Annotated in this window: 13 protein-coding genes; 12 read left to right on the forward strand and 1 reads right to left on the reverse strand. The window is 71.5% G+C overall.

What is annotated here, in order from left to right; translation table 11 throughout:
• Positions 1–2 precede the first annotated feature (2 nt).
• Both moeB and AC1DH3_RS02705 read left to right on the forward strand, forming a co-directional pair.
• Positions 3–1214, forward strand: a complete 1212-nt coding sequence (gene moeB, locus AC1DH3_RS02700) for a molybdopterin-synthase adenylyltransferase MoeB (RefSeq protein WP_476908524.1) — start codon at positions 3–5, stop codon at positions 1212–1214.
• A gap of 83 nt (positions 1215–1297) precedes the next feature.
• Entirely contained in the window at positions 1298–2311 is a 1014-nt protein-coding gene (locus AC1DH3_RS02705; RefSeq protein ID WP_476908525.1) for an SDR family NAD(P)-dependent oxidoreductase, read from the forward strand.
• 75 nt (positions 2312–2386) lie between these two features.
• On the opposite strand, the gene AC1DH3_RS02710 is transcribed toward AC1DH3_RS02705, so the two are convergent.
• Positions 2387–3736: a glutamyl-tRNA reductase gene (locus tag AC1DH3_RS02710; RefSeq protein WP_476908526.1), complete on the reverse strand. Its 1350-nt coding sequence runs from the start codon at positions 3734–3736 to the stop codon at positions 2387–2389.
• A 158-nt stretch (positions 3737–3894) separates the two neighbouring features.
• Between AC1DH3_RS02710 and hemE the strand changes: the two genes are divergently transcribed.
• The 10 genes from hemE (at position 3895) to hemL (ending at position 14914) form a co-directional block, all read left to right on the forward strand.
• The gene (gene hemE / locus AC1DH3_RS02715) at positions 3895–5058 is read left to right on the forward strand and encodes a uroporphyrinogen decarboxylase (protein ID WP_476908527.1); all 1164 of its coding nucleotides are present in this window, start codon (positions 3895–3897) and stop codon (positions 5056–5058) included.
• Between the two features lie 5 nt (positions 5059–5063).
• Entirely contained in the window at positions 5064–6581 is a 1518-nt protein-coding gene (gene hemG, locus AC1DH3_RS02720; RefSeq protein ID WP_476908528.1) for a protoporphyrinogen oxidase, read from the forward strand.
• Positions 6582–6762: 181 nt separating this feature from the next.
• Positions 6763–7422, forward strand: coding sequence for a hypothetical protein (locus AC1DH3_RS02725; protein ID WP_476908529.1), 660 nt, complete (start codon positions 6763–6765; stop codon positions 7420–7422).
• 99 nt (positions 7423–7521) lie between these two features.
• Positions 7522–8235, forward strand: coding sequence for a hydrogen peroxide-dependent heme synthase (gene hemQ / locus AC1DH3_RS02730; RefSeq protein ID WP_441417209.1), 714 nt, complete (start codon positions 7522–7524; stop codon positions 8233–8235).
• On the forward strand, positions 8232–9512 hold the full coding sequence (locus AC1DH3_RS02735; RefSeq protein WP_476908530.1) for a ferrochelatase: 1281 nt from the start codon (positions 8232–8234) through the stop codon (positions 9510–9512). The genes hemQ and AC1DH3_RS02735 overlap by 4 nt, the downstream gene beginning before the upstream one ends.
• On the forward strand, positions 9509–10507 hold the full coding sequence (gene hemC, locus AC1DH3_RS02740; protein ID WP_476908531.1) for a hydroxymethylbilane synthase: 999 nt from the start codon (positions 9509–9511) through the stop codon (positions 10505–10507). The genes AC1DH3_RS02735 and hemC overlap by 4 nt, the downstream gene beginning before the upstream one ends.
• Before the next feature lie 20 nt (positions 10508–10527).
• Entirely contained in the window at positions 10528–11448 is a 921-nt protein-coding gene (locus AC1DH3_RS02745) for a uroporphyrinogen-III synthase (protein WP_476908532.1), read from the forward strand.
• Positions 11445–12428, forward strand: a complete 984-nt coding sequence (gene hemB, locus AC1DH3_RS02750) for a porphobilinogen synthase (RefSeq protein WP_476908533.1) — start codon at positions 11445–11447, stop codon at positions 12426–12428. The genes AC1DH3_RS02745 and hemB overlap by 4 nt, the downstream gene beginning before the upstream one ends.
• On the forward strand, positions 12425–13546 hold the full coding sequence (locus AC1DH3_RS02755) for an LLM class flavin-dependent oxidoreductase (protein WP_476908534.1): 1122 nt from the start codon (positions 12425–12427) through the stop codon (positions 13544–13546). Before hemB ends, AC1DH3_RS02755 begins: the two co-directional genes overlap by 4 nt.
• Before the next feature lie 36 nt (positions 13547–13582).
• Positions 13583–14914, forward strand: coding sequence for a glutamate-1-semialdehyde 2,1-aminomutase (gene hemL / locus AC1DH3_RS02760; RefSeq protein WP_476908535.1), 1332 nt, complete (start codon positions 13583–13585; stop codon positions 14912–14914).
• The last annotated feature ends 129 nt before the right edge of the window (positions 14915–15043 follow it).

Raw genomic sequence — 15043 nt, forward strand, 5'->3', positions numbered from 1 at the left:
GTATGGCTTCCCAGTTGACCCCAAACGGAACCCCCGCAACCCCGCCGCCGGCGCCCGGACCGCTGGTCGAACCTGCGGACGCGCTGACGCCGGACGAGGTGGAGCGCTACTCCCGCCACCTGATCATTCCCGAGATCGGTACGCTCGGACAGCGCCGGTTAAAGAACGCCAGGGTCCTGGTGATCGGCGCCGGCGGCCTCGGCTCGCCCGCGCTGCTCTACCTGGCCGCCGCCGGGGTGGGAACCCTGGGCATTATCGACGACGACGACGTGGACCTCAGCAACCTCCAACGCCAGGTGATCCATGGCGTGGCCGACGTCGGCCGGCCCAAGACCGAGTCCGCCCGCGACGCGATCGCAGCGCTGAACCCCCTGGTCGATGTCCGGCTGCACAACGTCCGGCTGGATGCCTCCAACGCTCTGGAGCTCTTCGCCGATTACGACCTGATCGTCGACGGCGCCGACAACTTCGCCACCCGCTACCTGGTCAACGATGCCGCCGCCATCCTCGGAAGGCCCTACGTGTGGGGCTCGATCTTCCGCTTCGACGGACAGGTCAGCGTCTTCTGGGAGCAGCACGGCCCGACGTACCGGGACCTGTACCCCGAAGCGCCGCCCGCCGGCTCGGTGCCCTCCTGCGGGGAAGGCGGCGTGTTCGGCATGCTGTGCGCCGCGGTCGGCTCGCTCATGGTGACCGAGGCGGTCAAGCTCATCACCGGCGTCGGGCGTTCCCTGCTGGGCCGGGTGGCGCTGTTCGACGCCCTCGGCGGCAGCTGGCGCGAAATCAAAGTCTCCCGGGACCCCGAAGCCCCGCGCGTCACCGAGCTCACCGACTACGAGGCCTTCTGCGGGATCGCCCCCGCCGCGGACGCCGGAACCGAACACACCGTCACCGCCACCCAGCTCGCCACCATGCTCGCGTCGCGCAAGGCCGGGCTGAAGGATTTCCAGCTCGTGGACGTGCGCGAGAGCGGCGAATTCGACATCGTCCGCATCGACGGCGCCACGCTGATCCCGCAAGGCAGGATCCTGGCCGGCGACGCGTGGGCCGAGCTGCCGCAGGACACGGACATTGTGTTCCACTGCAAGGGCGGGACACGCTCCGCGGCCGTGCTCGCCGCCGCCCGGGCAGCCGGCTACGAACGGGTCAGCCACCTGGAGGGCGGGATCCTCGCCTGGGTGCGCGAGGTGGAACCGGGCAAACCGGTCTACTGACGTTTTTGAACACCTTGCCCTGAACGCCTTGCCCTGAGCACCTTGTCCCCGGACCGCCGGGCCCCTACCCGAGAGGCACTGCCATGAGCGAAGACACCAGCCTGACCCCGCAGCACAAGATCGGCTCGGGTTTCGGCCCGCGTTCGACGGCGACGGAGGTGATTGCGGGCGTGGACCTGAGCGGGAAGACCGCCGTCGTCACCGGCGGCTATTCCGGGCTCGGCCTGGAGACGGTGCGGGCGCTATCGTCCGCCGGGGCCCGGGTGATGGTTCCGGCGCGGCGCCCCGACCATGCCCGCAAGGTCCTGGCCGAGGCCGGCCTCGACAGCGTCCGCGTGGCCGGGCTGGACCTGGCCGAACTGTCCAGCGTGAGGGAGTTCGCGGCCGGTTTCCTTGCCTCCGATTTCCTCGGCGACGGCGGCAGCCTGGACATCCTGATCAACAACGCCGCCATCATGGCCAGCCCGGAGCAGCGCGTCGGCCCGGGGTGGGAATCCCAGTTCGCCACGAACCACCTGGGCCACTTCGCGCTCACCAACCTGCTTTGGCCCGCGCTCTCCGCGGGGGAGGGGGCGCGGGTGGTGGCACTGTCCTCCACCGGCCACAAGCTGTCGCCCATCCGGTTCGATGACATCAATTTCGACTCAGGCTACGACAAGTGGAAGGCCTACGGTCAGGCGAAGACCGCGAATGCGCTGTTCGCGGTGCAGCTGGACGCGCTCGGGAAACATGCCGGCGTCAGGGCCTTCGCCGTGCACCCGGGAGGCATCATGACCGAGTTGCAGCGGCACCTGCCCCGGGAAGAGATGATCGCCTCGGGCTGGATGGACGCGGAGGGCAACCTCAACGAACGGTTCAAGACGCCCGCCCAGGGGGCCGCGACCTCGGTCTGGGCGGCCACCTCGCCGCTGCTTGCCGGCAAGGGCGGCGTCTACTGCGAGGACTGCGACATTGCCGAGCCGACGGTGCCGGGAACCCCGGAAGCACGGGTCAGGGGAGTCGACGCCCACGCCGTGGACCGGGCGGACGCCGAGAGGCTGTGGCAGCTGTCCGCCGAGCTGACGGGCGTCAACGCCTTCGCCGCGCAATCGGACTAAGCGCCTGACTGGCCGGCCGGACTGACCGGACTGGCGGCCGGACGGAAATACCGCCGGGCAAGGGGCTGAAGGTTGTTAGGCCGTTTCCCGCTGGCCGTCGGCGGCGGGAAACGCGCTGTGGTCGACCGGGCACTCGGCCTCGGTGCCGGAAGCGGGGCGCCGTGCCGTATGCTGTTCAACCGTGATGCCGTAGACGGCCTCGAGGCCGGCCACATAGTCGTCCTGCTGGCCGTTCGCAGCGAGTTCCCGGGCACGGACGGTGGGCACGTGCAACAGCTGCTTGACCATCCGGCGCAGGGCAAACTCGACTTCCTCGGCCGCGGCGGTGCAGCCGTGGCGGGCGCGCACCTTTTCCATTTCGGCGTCGAGCACGTCCATCGTGTGGCGGCGCAGGGCGACGATGGCCGAATCAACCGAGCGCGCCTCGCGCTCCTGCTCAAAGGCGGTGGCGGCGCCGTCGACGATGCCGCTGGCCTGGTTCAGGGACTCCGCCTGCTCCTGCGGGGCGGCCAGCCGGACGGACTCAAGCGTGAGCAGCTCGACGCCGTCGAGTTCGGCGACGGCGGGGTCGAAATCGTGGGTGAGGGCCAGATCGATCGCGATCAGCGGCTGCGGCGACGCCGAGCGGATCCGGGCCAGTTCGGGGGCCTCGACGCGGTTGTCGGAGCCGCTGCAGCCGATCATCACGTCGGCGGCCGCGACTGCGTCCGGCAGGGAAGCGCTGTCCAGGGCGGTGCCGCCGCGGGTGGCGACGAAGCCGGCGGCGCGGCCGGAGGAGGAGAAGACGGAGATGTCAGTGCAGCCGCGTTCGCGGAGCAGGGACATGGTTGCGCCCGCGTAGGCGCCGGTGCCGAAGACGACGGCCTTCTTGGTGGACCAGTCGGGGTTCTCGGAGAGGTCGGTCGCGAGGTCCAGGGCGACGGAGACGATCGACAGTCCGCGCGAGCCGAGGGCCGTCTGCGCACCGACGTCCTTGGCGGTCTTGGAAGCGGCCTGGAACAGCCGCACGAGACCGGAGCTCGCGGTGCCTTCGTGCTGCGCGGTGATCAGGGCGCGCCGGACCTGGCCTGCGATCTCCCGTTCCCCGACGACGGCGGAATCCAGTCCGGAACTGACCGCGAACAGGTGGCGGCTGACGTCCGGGCCGGTGCGGGTATTAAAGGACCGGGAGACGAGCTGTTCGTTGAGTCCGCTGGCACCGCTGATCTCGGAGACCAGCGCGGCGCGGGCCGCCTCGACGTCGTCCGGGTGCGGCGCTTCGCCGTAGATTTCGAAGCGGTTGCAGGTGGCAAGGACAACGGCACCCGCCACGGCCGGCGATCCGGCGAGGGCGGATGTGGCAAGCCCGGAAGCGCCGGTGCTCAGTTGAGCAACGGTCTCCAGATCGATGTCGGCGTGTGTAGCCACCAATGAGAAAAGAACCACAGCACGACAATCATAGCTTTTTCGCGTCCGTGTAGAACAACTACCGGGCGTGGGACTGCCCACCCGGGGTTGTGATTCCCGCCACGGCGGCGCCCGCAGCGGCTGCCCTGACAGGTTGTCGTTATCTTTTGGAGCCGATTTTCGGCACAATCAAAGGCATGACTCTTAGCGCTGCGGCCACGAACGGCACTGCAATCGACGGCACGGCAGACTCCGGCACGGCACACTCCGACATGGCAAACTCCGGCACGGCACACAACAGTCTCGACGCCGGCCACCCCCTGATGGACGGCCGTACCGCCGACTCGCCGCTGATCACCGCCTACCGCGGCGGCAAGCCCTCCCGGCGCCCCGTCTGGTTCATGCGCCAGGCCGGCCGGTCGCTGCCCGAGTACCTCAAGGTACGCGAAGGCGTGGCCATGCTGGATTCCTGCCTGCGCCCCGATCTCGCCTCCGAGATCACCCTCCAGCCCGTGCGCCGGCACGACGTCGACGCGGCGATCTTCTTCTCCGACATCGTCATCCCGCTCAAGCTGGCCGGCGTCGGCGTCGACATCGTCCCCGGCGTCGGCCCGGTGCTGGACAAGCCCGTGCGCACCGCCGCGGACGTTGCCGCGCTGCCCCAGCTGAGCTGGGAGGCCCTGGAGCCGATCCGCGAGGCCGTGCGGCTCACCGTGGCCGAACTCGGCAGCACCCCGCTGATCGGTTTCGCCGGCGCCCCCTTCACCCTGGCGGCGTACATGGTGGAGGGCAAGCCGTCCCGCGACCACCTCGGCCCGCGCACCATGATGCACGCGGATCCGGAGACCTGGACGGCGCTGGCCAACTGGGCGGCCGACGCCTCCGGCATGTTCCTGCGCGCGCAGCTGGAGGCCGGCGCCTCCGCCGGGCAGCTCTTCGACTCCTGGGCCGGCTCCCTGGGCCTGGCCGACTACACGCGGTTCGTGGCTCCGGCGTCCGCCCGCGCCCTGGATCACGTCCGGCACCTCGGAGCACCCCTGATCCACTTCGGCACCGGCACCTCGGAGCTGCTGGTGGCAATGCGCGACGTCGGCGTGGACGTCGTCGGCGTCGACTACCGGCTGCCGCTGGACGAGGCCAACCGCCGGCTCGGCGGGACCGTGCCGCTGCAGGGAAACATCGACCCGGCACTGCTCTCCGCACCATGGGAAATCCTCGAGGCCCATGTCCGCGACGTCATCAAAGCCGGCGCCTCGGCCCCGGGCCACGTCCTGAATCTGGGCCACGGCGTGCCTCCGGAGACGGACGCGGCGGTGCTGACCCGCGTGGTCGAACTGATCCACTCGATCGCCCCGGAGTAACCCCGATGGCCACCGACGCCGCCACTGACACCAACCCCGGCTCCAACACCAGTGCTGCTCCCGCGCCGACGGCCGTGGTGGTGGGCGGCGGCATCTCCGGCCTGCTCGCCGCCCGGGAGCTGGCGCGGGCTGGCGTCCGGACCACGGTGCTGGAAGCATCGGGCGACTGGGGCGGCTGCGTGGGCAGCCATGTGGTGGCCGGCCTGACCCTGGACAGCGGCGCCGAATCCTTCGCCACCCGGTCCGCCGCGGTGGCCAGCCTGGCCGAAGAGCTCGGCCTCGGCGCGCAGATCGTTCCGCCCAACCCCGGCGGCGCCTGGGTCCAACTGCCGGAGGGTCCGCGGGAATTGCCGAAGACCGGGGTGCTGGGCATTCCCGCCAACCCCTGGGACCCCGAAGTCCGGCGTTCCCTTGGCCTGCTCGGATCCCTGCGCGCCTCGCTCGACGCACTGCTGCCGGCTTCCATGGGGACCGCTGCCGAGGCCACAAGCGTGGCGGCCCTGGTCCGCGCCCGGATGGGCCGACGCGTACTGGAGCGGCTGGTGGCGCCGGTGGTCGGCGGCGTGCACTCGGCCGACCCGGCCCTGCTTGACGTGGACATGGTGGCGCCCGGATTGCGCGCCGGAATCCGCACGCACGGCTCCCTCGCCGCCGCCGTGGCCGCGCAGCGCCGGGGGGCTGGACCCCGGCCGGGCGCGCCGGGGTCCAGCGCTCCCGCGCCCGGTGCCCAGCAGCCTGGGCTGCAGAAGGCGGGCTCCGCCGTGGCCGGCCTCCGCGGCGGGATGCACACCCTCGTCACTGCCCTCCTCACCGAGCTGCGCGGGCTGGACGTGGCCCTGCTCAGCGGCACCCGGGTAGGCGCGGTGCAGCGCATCCCGGGCGGCTGGCGGGCCACCGCGGGCCAGGCCACCTTCGACGCCGGGCGGCTAATCGTGGCGGTTGAGGGCCCGGCGGCGGTCTCGCTGCTCGCCGGCACGCTGCCGGCATTGGCGGCCCTCCGTCCGGACGCGGGACCCGATGTGCGGCTCGTGACGCTGGTGCTGGACAGTCCCGCCCTCGACGCGGCACCGCGGGGCACCGGAGTGCTCGTGGCCCCGCAAAGCCCCGGCATCCGCGCGAAGGCACTCACCCACGCGACCGCCAAGTGGGCCTGGCTGGCCGAACGGACGGCGCCCGGCCGGCACGTCCTCCGGCTCTCCTACGGACGCGGCGCGAACCTGCCGGACGCCGCGGCGGCCCCGGAGCCCCGGAGCGACGAGGAGTTGTTCGACGACGCGCTGCAGGACGCCGCCGCGCTGCTCGCCGTCCCGCTGGCCCGGACCGACGTCGTCGGCTGGGACGTGGTGCGATGGTCCGGCGCGCTGCCCTTCGCGGCACTCGGCCACAAGCGGCGGGTCGAGCAGGTTCGGCAGCTTTGCGCGGCGGAAGGTGGCCTCGCCGTCGTCGGGGGCTGGCTGTCCGGAAACGGCCTCGCCGCCATCGTCGCCGACACCCCCAAACAGGTGGCCGCCCTGCTTCCCTGAAGCCTGCCCCGGGGCTTGATGGGGGGCCACGGCACGGTGCCCGATAGCCGGAAAGTAGGCGTTTGGGCAAATTTTCCACGCCGGCGTTCTCCGGCTAGGGTCGATGACCATGGTTATGCACAGGTCCGAAGTTCCAGAAACGCCGGCCGGTCACCATGGGGGACTCCGACGCGGCACGGCCGTGGCAGCACTCGGAGCGGTACTGGCTCTCACCGCAGGGGTTCCTGCCACCCAGGCTGCCACCCCGACGCCCAGCCCGGACGGCCCGTCAGCCTCGATTTCCGTCGGCATCGACGACCTGATCGGCGGCCTGGTGGAATCCCCGACGCCGTCGCCCTCGCCGACCTCCGACTCCGGCAGCCCGGACCCCACCGAAAGCACGGCCCCGCCGACGTCGACCGCACCGGATCCGACCGAGACGCCGGAGCAGCGGGCTTCCCGGCAGGCCTCCGAGCGGGCCACGGCGCCGGGAACCTCGGTTCCGCCACCGGTGCCCGCAGCCCCGCAGCCGGCAGCCGGCCAGCCCTCCGGAACCCAGCAGGCCCCGGCCCCGGTCCAGGCGCCAGCGAACGACACTCCCGCCGGTGCCGCTCCCGGTGTTGCGGCTGGTACGCCGGCGGCAACCGGTACGCCGGCGGCAACGCCGAGCGGCCCGCCCAGGTCCGCCACCACGATGTCCGCCGCCAAGCAGGCTCCCACCGCCGCGCCCCGGTCCGGCGACAAGATGCAGGCTGCCTCCTCCGTTGAACCGTCCCCCTCCGCCCTGGTCGGCTGGGGGATCTGCCTGCTCGCGGTGTCGCTGGGAGCAGGCGTCGTGGCCCTACGGATGCGCAAGATCTAAGGGACGTCCGAACCACCCGGCTGTGAAATTGAGCACTTCTACGCGTTGTAGAAGTGCTCTATTTCGACTTAGCTCGGGGGAGGGGGCAGACTGGTATCCATGAGCCACACTTCTGCCGAATCTGTCACTAAAACCGGAACAGCAGCCGAGGAATCGACCGAGCAGTTCTTCACGCTCTGGACGGTTTTCAAGCGCTCCGCCGATGTCCTGCGCAGCGGCGACGCGGCTGAGGACTTCGACGCACTCATCGAACGGCTGGCCGAGGACGGCGTCGTCCACCGCGGCAGCTACGACGTGTCCGCGATGCGGGCCGACGCCGACATCATGATCTGGCTGCACGGCCCCCGGGCCGAAGCGCTGCAGCGCGCCGTGCGCGACATCCGGCGCAGTAAGCTCTTCACGGGGACTGAGATCGCCTGGTCCGCGATGGGCGTCCACCGCGAGGCCGAGTTCGCCAAGAACCACACGCCGGCCTTCTCCCGCGGCGTGGAACCGGCCGAATGGCTCTGCGTCTACCCCTTCGTGCGCTCCTACGAGTGGTACCTGCTCCCGGACGCCGAGCGCGGCGCGATGCTGCGGGACCACGGCCTGCTGGGCCGGGACTTCCCGCAGGTCATCTCCAACACCGTTTCCTCCTTCGCCCTGGGCGACTGGGAGTGGATCCTGGGCCTCGAAGCACCGGAGCTGGTGGACCTCGTGGACCTGATGCGCCACCTGCGCTCCACCGAAGCCCGCCACCATGTTCGCGAAGAAGTCCCGTTCTACACCGGCCGCCGCGTCAGCGCCGTCGAGATTGCCGAGGTCCTCGCATGAGCCCGCTCGATCCGCAGGATCCCACGGCCACCGCCGTGAATCCCGTCACTGAGGCCGGCCGTATGGCCCCCAAGGACTACGACGCTGTGCTGCTGGCCTCCTTCGGCGGTCCCGAAGGCCAGGAAGACGTCATCCCGTTCCTGCGCAACGTCACCCGCGGCCGCGGCATCCCGGACGAACGGCTCGAAGAGGTCTCGCACCACTACCGCGCCAACGGCGGCATCAGCCCGATCAACCAGCAGAACCGCGAGCTCAAGGCCGCCATGGAGAAGGAGCTCGCCACCCGGGGCATCGGCCTGCCGGTCTTCTGGGGCAACCGCAACTGGGATCCCTACATCCCGCAGACCCTGCAGGAGATCTACGACGCCGGGCACCGCAAGGTCCTGATGATCACCACCAGCGCCTACTCCTGCTACTCCAGCTGCCGGCAGTACCGCGAAGACATCGGCATGGCGCTCACCGAGACCGGGCTGGACGGCAAGCTCGAGGTGGACAAGGTGCGCCAGTACTTCGACCACCCGGGCTTCGTGGAGCCTTTCGTCGAGGGCACCGCCGCCGGCCTCGCCGACGTCCGCGCCCAGCTGGCCGCGGCCGGCACCCCTGACGCGCCGGTGCACATCCTCTTCGCGACCCATTCGATTCCGACCCGCGACGCCGAAGCCGCAGGCCGCTCCGAGGGCGAGCCGCGCCACTTTGAACAGGACTCCGCCTATGTGGCCCAGCACCTGGCCACCGGCACCGAGGTCATCCGGCGGGTCGAAGCCGAAACCGGCCTGACCGCCCCCTGGTCCCTCGTGTACCAGTCCCGGTCCGGGGCCCCGCACGTGCCGTGGCTCGAACCCGACATCAATGATGCCATCGAGGAGCTCGCCGGCCAGGGCGTCAAGGGCGTCGTGATCGTGCCGCTGGGCTTCGTCAGCGACCACATGGAAGTCGTCTGGGACCTCGACACCGAGGCCCTGGAAACCTGCGGCAAGCTGGGCCTCGCGGCCACCCGCGTTCCGACGCCCGGGACGCACCGCAAATTCGTTGCCGGGATCGTGGACCTGATCAGCGAGCGGACGGCGGCACACAACATCGCCGACCGGCCGCACCTGACCAAGCTCGGCCCCTGGTACGACGTCTGCCGCCCCGGCTGCTGCGCCAACTTCCGCGGCGAAAAGCCCACCATCGCGGGCGCGGACACCACCGTCGGGACAGGGCATGATCCCTACCCGGCAGGGGCATCCGCGGCTGCGGATGAGGCGGTCCCGGCAGCAGGCCAGGCCACGCCGTGACCGTACGGATCGGTACCCGGGCCAGCAAACTTGCCCTCACCCAGACCCAGCAGACTGCGGACCAGCTGGCCGCCGTCGGAGGGTTTCCGGTGGAACTCGTCCACATCCGCACCGACGGCGACGTCCTGACCGGCCCGCTGTCCCAAATGGGCGGCACCGGCGTGTTCGTGGCGGCGCTGCGCGACGCCCTGCTGCGGGACGCGTGCGACGTCGCGGTCCATTCGCTCAAGGACCTGCCCACCGGCGCTGCCCTGGGCCTGACCCTCGCGGCGACGCCCAAGCGCGTGGACGTCCGGGACGTGCTCTGCGCCCGGGACGGGCTCACGCTGGCCCAGCTGCCGGCCGGCGCCACCGTCGGCACCGGCTCCCCGCGCCGGGCCGCCCAGTTGCGCGCCGCACGGCCGGACTTGGACATCCGGGACATCCGCGGCAACGTGGACACCCGCCTGGGCCGCGTGCCGGGCCTGCCGGGCAACAACACAGGCGCCGTCGTCGAAGGCAAGTCCGGCGACCTCGACGCCGTCGTGCTCGCCGCTGCCGGCCTGCACCGGATCGGCCGGCTGGACGCGGTCAGCGAATACCTCGACACCGAGGTGATGCTCCCGGCCGCCGGCCAGGGTTCGCTCGCGATCGAATGCCGCAGCTCCGACGCGCCGCGCAAGGCCGGGTCCACCGAGGGCTCCCAGGGCGTGCTCGCCCAGGCCCTCGCAGCCCTGGACGACCCGGACACCCGGCTGGCCGTCACCGCCGAACGCGCGCTGCTGGCCCGGCTGGAGGCCGGCTGCGCCGCGCCGGTGGGCGCCTACGCCTACCGCAAGGGCAGCATGCTGCACCTCGAGGCCGTTGTCTGTGCCGTGGACGGCACCGCGACGGTCCGGGACAAGAAGGCCACCGACGGGCTGACCGAGGTCGGCGCCACCCTGCTGGGAATCGAACTGGCCGAGGCGCTGCTGGCGGCCGGTGCTGCCGACATCGCCGACCTGGCCGCTTCCTGAGCCGGACGGATTCTCACCTGATGGGACGCCGCAGCGCCAGCCGCCGGCCGGACGGGGGCGCCGGGCCCCGGGTGCTCGAGGGCGCCCGGGTCCTGGTCACCCGCAACCCGGACCGTGCCGGTGCCTTGGTCTCCGCGCTCCGCGAGACCGGCGCCGAGCCGCTGCTGCTGCCGCTCATCGACTTCGAGCGCGCCGCCGACCAGCACTCGCTGGACGTGGCCTTCGACGCGCTCGGCGCCGGCGCCTACTCATGGCTGGTGGTCAGCAGCGTGACCACGGTCCAGGTCCTGGAAGCCAAGGCGGCCGAACGCGGTGCGGCCCTCAGCGCGTGGCTTCCGGGCAGCCTGCAGGTGGCCGCCGTCGGCCCGGCCACCCGCCGCATGCTTGAAGGCCTGGACATCGCAGTGGACCTCGCGCCCGCCGGCCAGCAGTCCGGCGCGGGATTGCTCGACATCTGGCCCCGCGGCCACGGCAGCGTCCTGCTGCCGCAGGCCGACATCGCCGACCCGCGGCTCCGCCGGGGGCTGGAGGCCCGCGGCGCCTCGGTCCAGGCCGTCACCGCCTACCAGACCGTCGATTTCCCCGCGGACCCGCGACGCAGCCTGGCCGCCGCCCCCGACCCGCAGGGGCACGACGCCGCAGTCCTGACCGTGGCCGACGCGAAAGCCGCGATCGACGCCGGAACGCTGCACGCCGTCGTCGCGGCCTCACCGAGCGCCGCCCGCCGCGTCCACACCGGGCTGTCGCCGCTGGGCGGCTGCCAGCTCGTCGCGATCGGACGCTCGACGGCGGCCGAGGCCCTGGCCCTCGGACTCCCGGTCGCCGCCGTTGCCGAGGAGCCCACCGCCTCCGGACTCGTCGCCGCCGTCATCCGGGCCCTGGATCCGGCGCCCCCCACTCCCCATCCCGACCCCGAGCAGACTGTGAAGGACCAGACATGAGCTTCCCGACCCACCGCCCCCGCCGGCTCCGCACCACCCCCGCGATGCGGCGGCTGACGGCCGAACACCGCCTCTCGGCTGCCGAACTCATCCTCCCGGCCTTCATCCGCGAGGGCCTCTCCGAGCCGAACCCGATCGCCTCGATGCCCGGCGTGCAGCAGCACACGACCGACTCGCTCAAGCGCGCCGCCGCCGAGGCCGTGCAGCTGGGCGTGGGCGGCATCATGCTTTTCGGCATTCCGGCCGAACGGGACGCCCGCGGCACCGCCTCGCTGGACCCCGAGGGCGTGCTGAACAAGGCCATCCGGGATGTGAAGGCCGAGGTCGGCGACGAACTGGTCGTCATGAGCGACGTCTGCCTCGACGAATTCACCGACCACGGCCACTGCGGCGTCCTGGACGCGCACGGCTACGTCGACAACGACGCGACCCTGGAGATCTACGGGCAGATGGCCGTGGCGCAGGCCGAGGCCGGCGCCCACGTGCTCGGCCCCTCAGGCATGATGGACGGCCAGATCGCCGTGATCCGGCAGGCCCTGGAGGAGGCCGGACACGCCAACACCGCCGTCGTGGCCTACGCCGCCAAGTACGCCTCCGCCTTCTACGGCCCGTTCCGCGAAGCCGTCGACTCGCAGCTCACCGGGGACCGGCGCACTTACCAGATGGACGCCGCCAACCGCCGCGAAGCGATCCTCGAAGTGGAACTGGACCTCGAGGAGGGCGCCGACATGGTGATGGTGAAACCAGCCATGAGCTACCTCGACATCCTGGCCGACGTCGCCGCGATGAGCCCGGTGCCCGTGGCCGCCTACCAGATCTCCGGTGAATACTCGATGATCGAGGCCGCCGCCGCGAACGGCTGGATCGACCGCCGTGCCGCCATCACCGAATCCGTGCTCGGCATCAAACGGGCCGGGGCCAACATGGTCCTGACCTACTGGGCCAGCGAACTCGCCGGCTGGCTGAAGGAGACCCGATGAGCCCCGCGGAAGCGCCGGACCCGGCATCGGGAGCCAACCCGACCGCGCCGGTCGGCCCGGACAAGATCCTGCTCGGCTTGAACACCTTCGGCGACGTCGGGGTGTTCCCGGACGGGCACCCGGTCCCGCACGCCCAGGTGCTGCGGCAACTGCTGGAACAGGCCGAACTCGCGGACCAGGTGGGCCTGCACGCCTTCGGGGTGGGGGAGCACCACCGCCGCGACTTCGCCGTCTCCGCGCCCGAGGTCTTCCTCGCCGCCGCCGCGGCCCGGACCAAGAAGATCCGGCTCGGCTCCGCCGTCACCGTTCTCAGCTCCGATGACCCGATCCGGGTATTCCAGCGTTTCGCCACCGTGGACGCCATCTCCAACGGCCGGGCCGAGGTCATGCTGGGCCGCGGTTCCTTCGTGGAGTCCTTCCCGCTGTTCGGACTGGACCTGGCCGACTATGAGGTCCTGTTCGAGGAGAAGCTTGAGCTCTTCGACAAGGTCCGGGCCCAGAAACCGATCAAATGGGAGGGCCGGACGCGCCGGGCCATCAACGGGCTCAGCGTCTACCCGCCGCTCGAACACCACCTGCTGCCGGCCTGGATCGGCGTCGGCGGCACCCCGGAATCGGTGCTGCGCTGCGCCGAATACGGCTACCCGATCATCTTCGCCATCATCGGCGGCCAGCCACGGTCCTTCGGTCCGCTGGCCGGGCTCTACCGTGAGGCCATGGCCAAATACGGCCACCCGATGCAGCAGGTGGCCACGCATTCGCCCGGCCACGTGGCGGCCACGGATGAGGACGCACGGGAGGAGTTCTTCCCGCACTGGCTGGGCCAGCGCAACCAGCTCGGCGCCGAACGCGGCTGGGGTCCGGGCAGCCGCGACGAATTCGACCACCTGTGCAGCCCCGAGGGTGCGCTCTACGTCGGCTCGCCGGACACGGTGGCCGCGAAGATCGCCCTGCTCAAGCGGAACCTGGGCGTGGACCGCTTCGACCTCAAATACAGCAACGGCACGCTCCCGCATACCGCCATGATGCGCTCCATCGAGCTGTTCGGCACCGAAGTGGCGCCGCGTGTGGCCGCCCAGCTGGGCGGCGGGGTGCCTGCCAGTGACCGGGCCCTGTGAGAGCGACCTGTGAGAACCACTGAGAGAATAGGAACCATGACTTCCAGCCACCCTCGCAACGAGGAACTCTTCGACCGCGCCCGCCGCCTGATGCCGGGCGGCGTGAACTCGCCGGTCCGGGCCTTCGGCTCGGTGGGCGGCACACCCCGCTTTATGGTCTCCGCCACGGGCCCCTACCTCACCGACGCCGACGGCGCCGAGTACGTGGACCTGGTCTGCTCCTGGGGGCCGGCGCTGCTGGGCCACGCCCACCCGGCCGTCCTCGCGGCCGTGCACGCCGCCGTCGACCGCGGACTGTCCTTCGGCGCCTCGACCCCGGACGAGGCCAACCTCGCCGCAATCGTCCAGGAGCGCGTCCCGGCGGCCGAGCGCGTCCGGATGGTCTCCACCGGCACCGAGGCGACCATGACCGCGATCCGGCTGGCCCGCGGCTACACCGGCCGGAACCTCGTGATCAAGTTCGCCGGCTGCTACCACGGCCACCTCGACGGCCTCCTCGCCGCCGCCGGTTCCGGGCTCGCGACACTCGCGCTGCCCGGCTCGGCAGGCGTCACCGCCGCCACGGCCGCCGAAACCCTCGTGCTGCCCTACAACGACCTCGCCGCGGTCGAAGCCGCCTTCGCCAAACACGGCGACAGCATCGCGGCCGTCATCACCGAGGCCGCGCCGGCCAACATGGGCGTGGTCACCCCGGGCGAGGGCTTCAACGCCGGCCTGGCCCGGATCACCCGCGAACACGGCGCCCTGCTGATCCTCGACGAGGTCCTCACCGGGTTCCGCACCGGCTACTCCGGCTACTGGGGACTCACCGGAGGGGCGGCCGACGCCGCCGAGCCCTGGGCCCCGGACCTGCTGACCTTCGGCAAGGTCATCGGCGGGGGCATGCCGACGGCGGCCCTCGGCGGCCGCGCCGAGGTCATGGACTACCTCGCCCCGGTGGGCCCGGTCTACCAGGCCGGGACCCTCTCGGGGAACCCGGTGGCGATGGCTGCCGGCGTCGCCACCCTCACCCACGCGACCCCCGAGGTCTACTCGTTCGTCGACGCCCGCTCGCTGGAACTCTCCGGCGCCCTGTCTTCGGCGCTGGACGCGGCAGGGGTGGACCACTCCATCCAGCGCGCCGGGAACCTGTTCTCGGTGGCCTTCGGCACCTCGGCCCGCGGCGTCCATAACTACGACGACGCGCAGGGCCAGGAGGTCTTCCGCTACGCGCCGTTCTTCCACTCGATGCTGGACTCCGGGGTGTACCTGCCGCCGTCGGTGTTCGAGGCCTGGTTCCTCTCCGCCGCGCACGACGACGCCGCGATGAACCGGATCTTCGAGGCCCTGCCGGCTGCCGCCCGGGCCGCCGCGGCGGCGGGAGCCTAGGCGCAGGGCGCGAGCCTGGGAGCAGGGCGCAGGCCCAGCGAGCCGGCGGCGGCCGTCGCCGTCGTCGCCTTTTAAACACTTTCGGCACCCGCCGCAGCGGGTGCCGAAAGTTGTTAACGCTGGTCCGGG

It is taken from the genome of Arthrobacter sp. 05L428, from assembly GCF_056397665.1.

What these genes read in the sequence shown, in the direction of transcription:
- hemB (WP_476908533.1), top strand. Translation starts at nt 11,445, where the DNA reads ATGAGCTTCCCGACCCACCGCCCCCGCCGGCTCCGCACCACCCCCGCG.
- AC1DH3_RS02705 (WP_476908525.1), top strand. Translation starts at nt 1,298, where the DNA reads ATGAGCGAAGACACCAGCCTGACCCCGCAGCACAAGATCGGCTCGGGT.
- AC1DH3_RS02755 (WP_476908534.1), top strand. Translation starts at nt 12,425, where the DNA reads ATGAGCCCCGCGGAAGCGCCGGACCCGGCATCGGGAGCCAACCCGACC.
- moeB (WP_476908524.1), top strand. Translation starts at nt 3, where the DNA reads ATGGCTTCCCAGTTGACCCCAAACGGAACCCCCGCAACCCCGCCGCCG.
- AC1DH3_RS02745 (WP_476908532.1), top strand. Translation starts at nt 10,528, where the DNA reads ATGGGACGCCGCAGCGCCAGCCGCCGGCCGGACGGGGGCGCCGGGCCC.
- hemQ (WP_441417209.1), top strand. Translation starts at nt 7,522, where the DNA reads ATGAGCCACACTTCTGCCGAATCTGTCACTAAAACCGGAACAGCAGCC.
- hemE (WP_476908527.1), top strand. Translation starts at nt 3,895, where the DNA reads ATGACTCTTAGCGCTGCGGCCACGAACGGCACTGCAATCGACGGCACG.
- AC1DH3_RS02735 (WP_476908530.1), top strand. Translation starts at nt 8,232, where the DNA reads ATGAGCCCGCTCGATCCGCAGGATCCCACGGCCACCGCCGTGAATCCC.
- hemG (WP_476908528.1), top strand. Translation starts at nt 5,064, where the DNA reads ATGGCCACCGACGCCGCCACTGACACCAACCCCGGCTCCAACACCAGT.
- hemL (WP_476908535.1), top strand. Translation starts at nt 13,583, where the DNA reads ATGACTTCCAGCCACCCTCGCAACGAGGAACTCTTCGACCGCGCCCGC.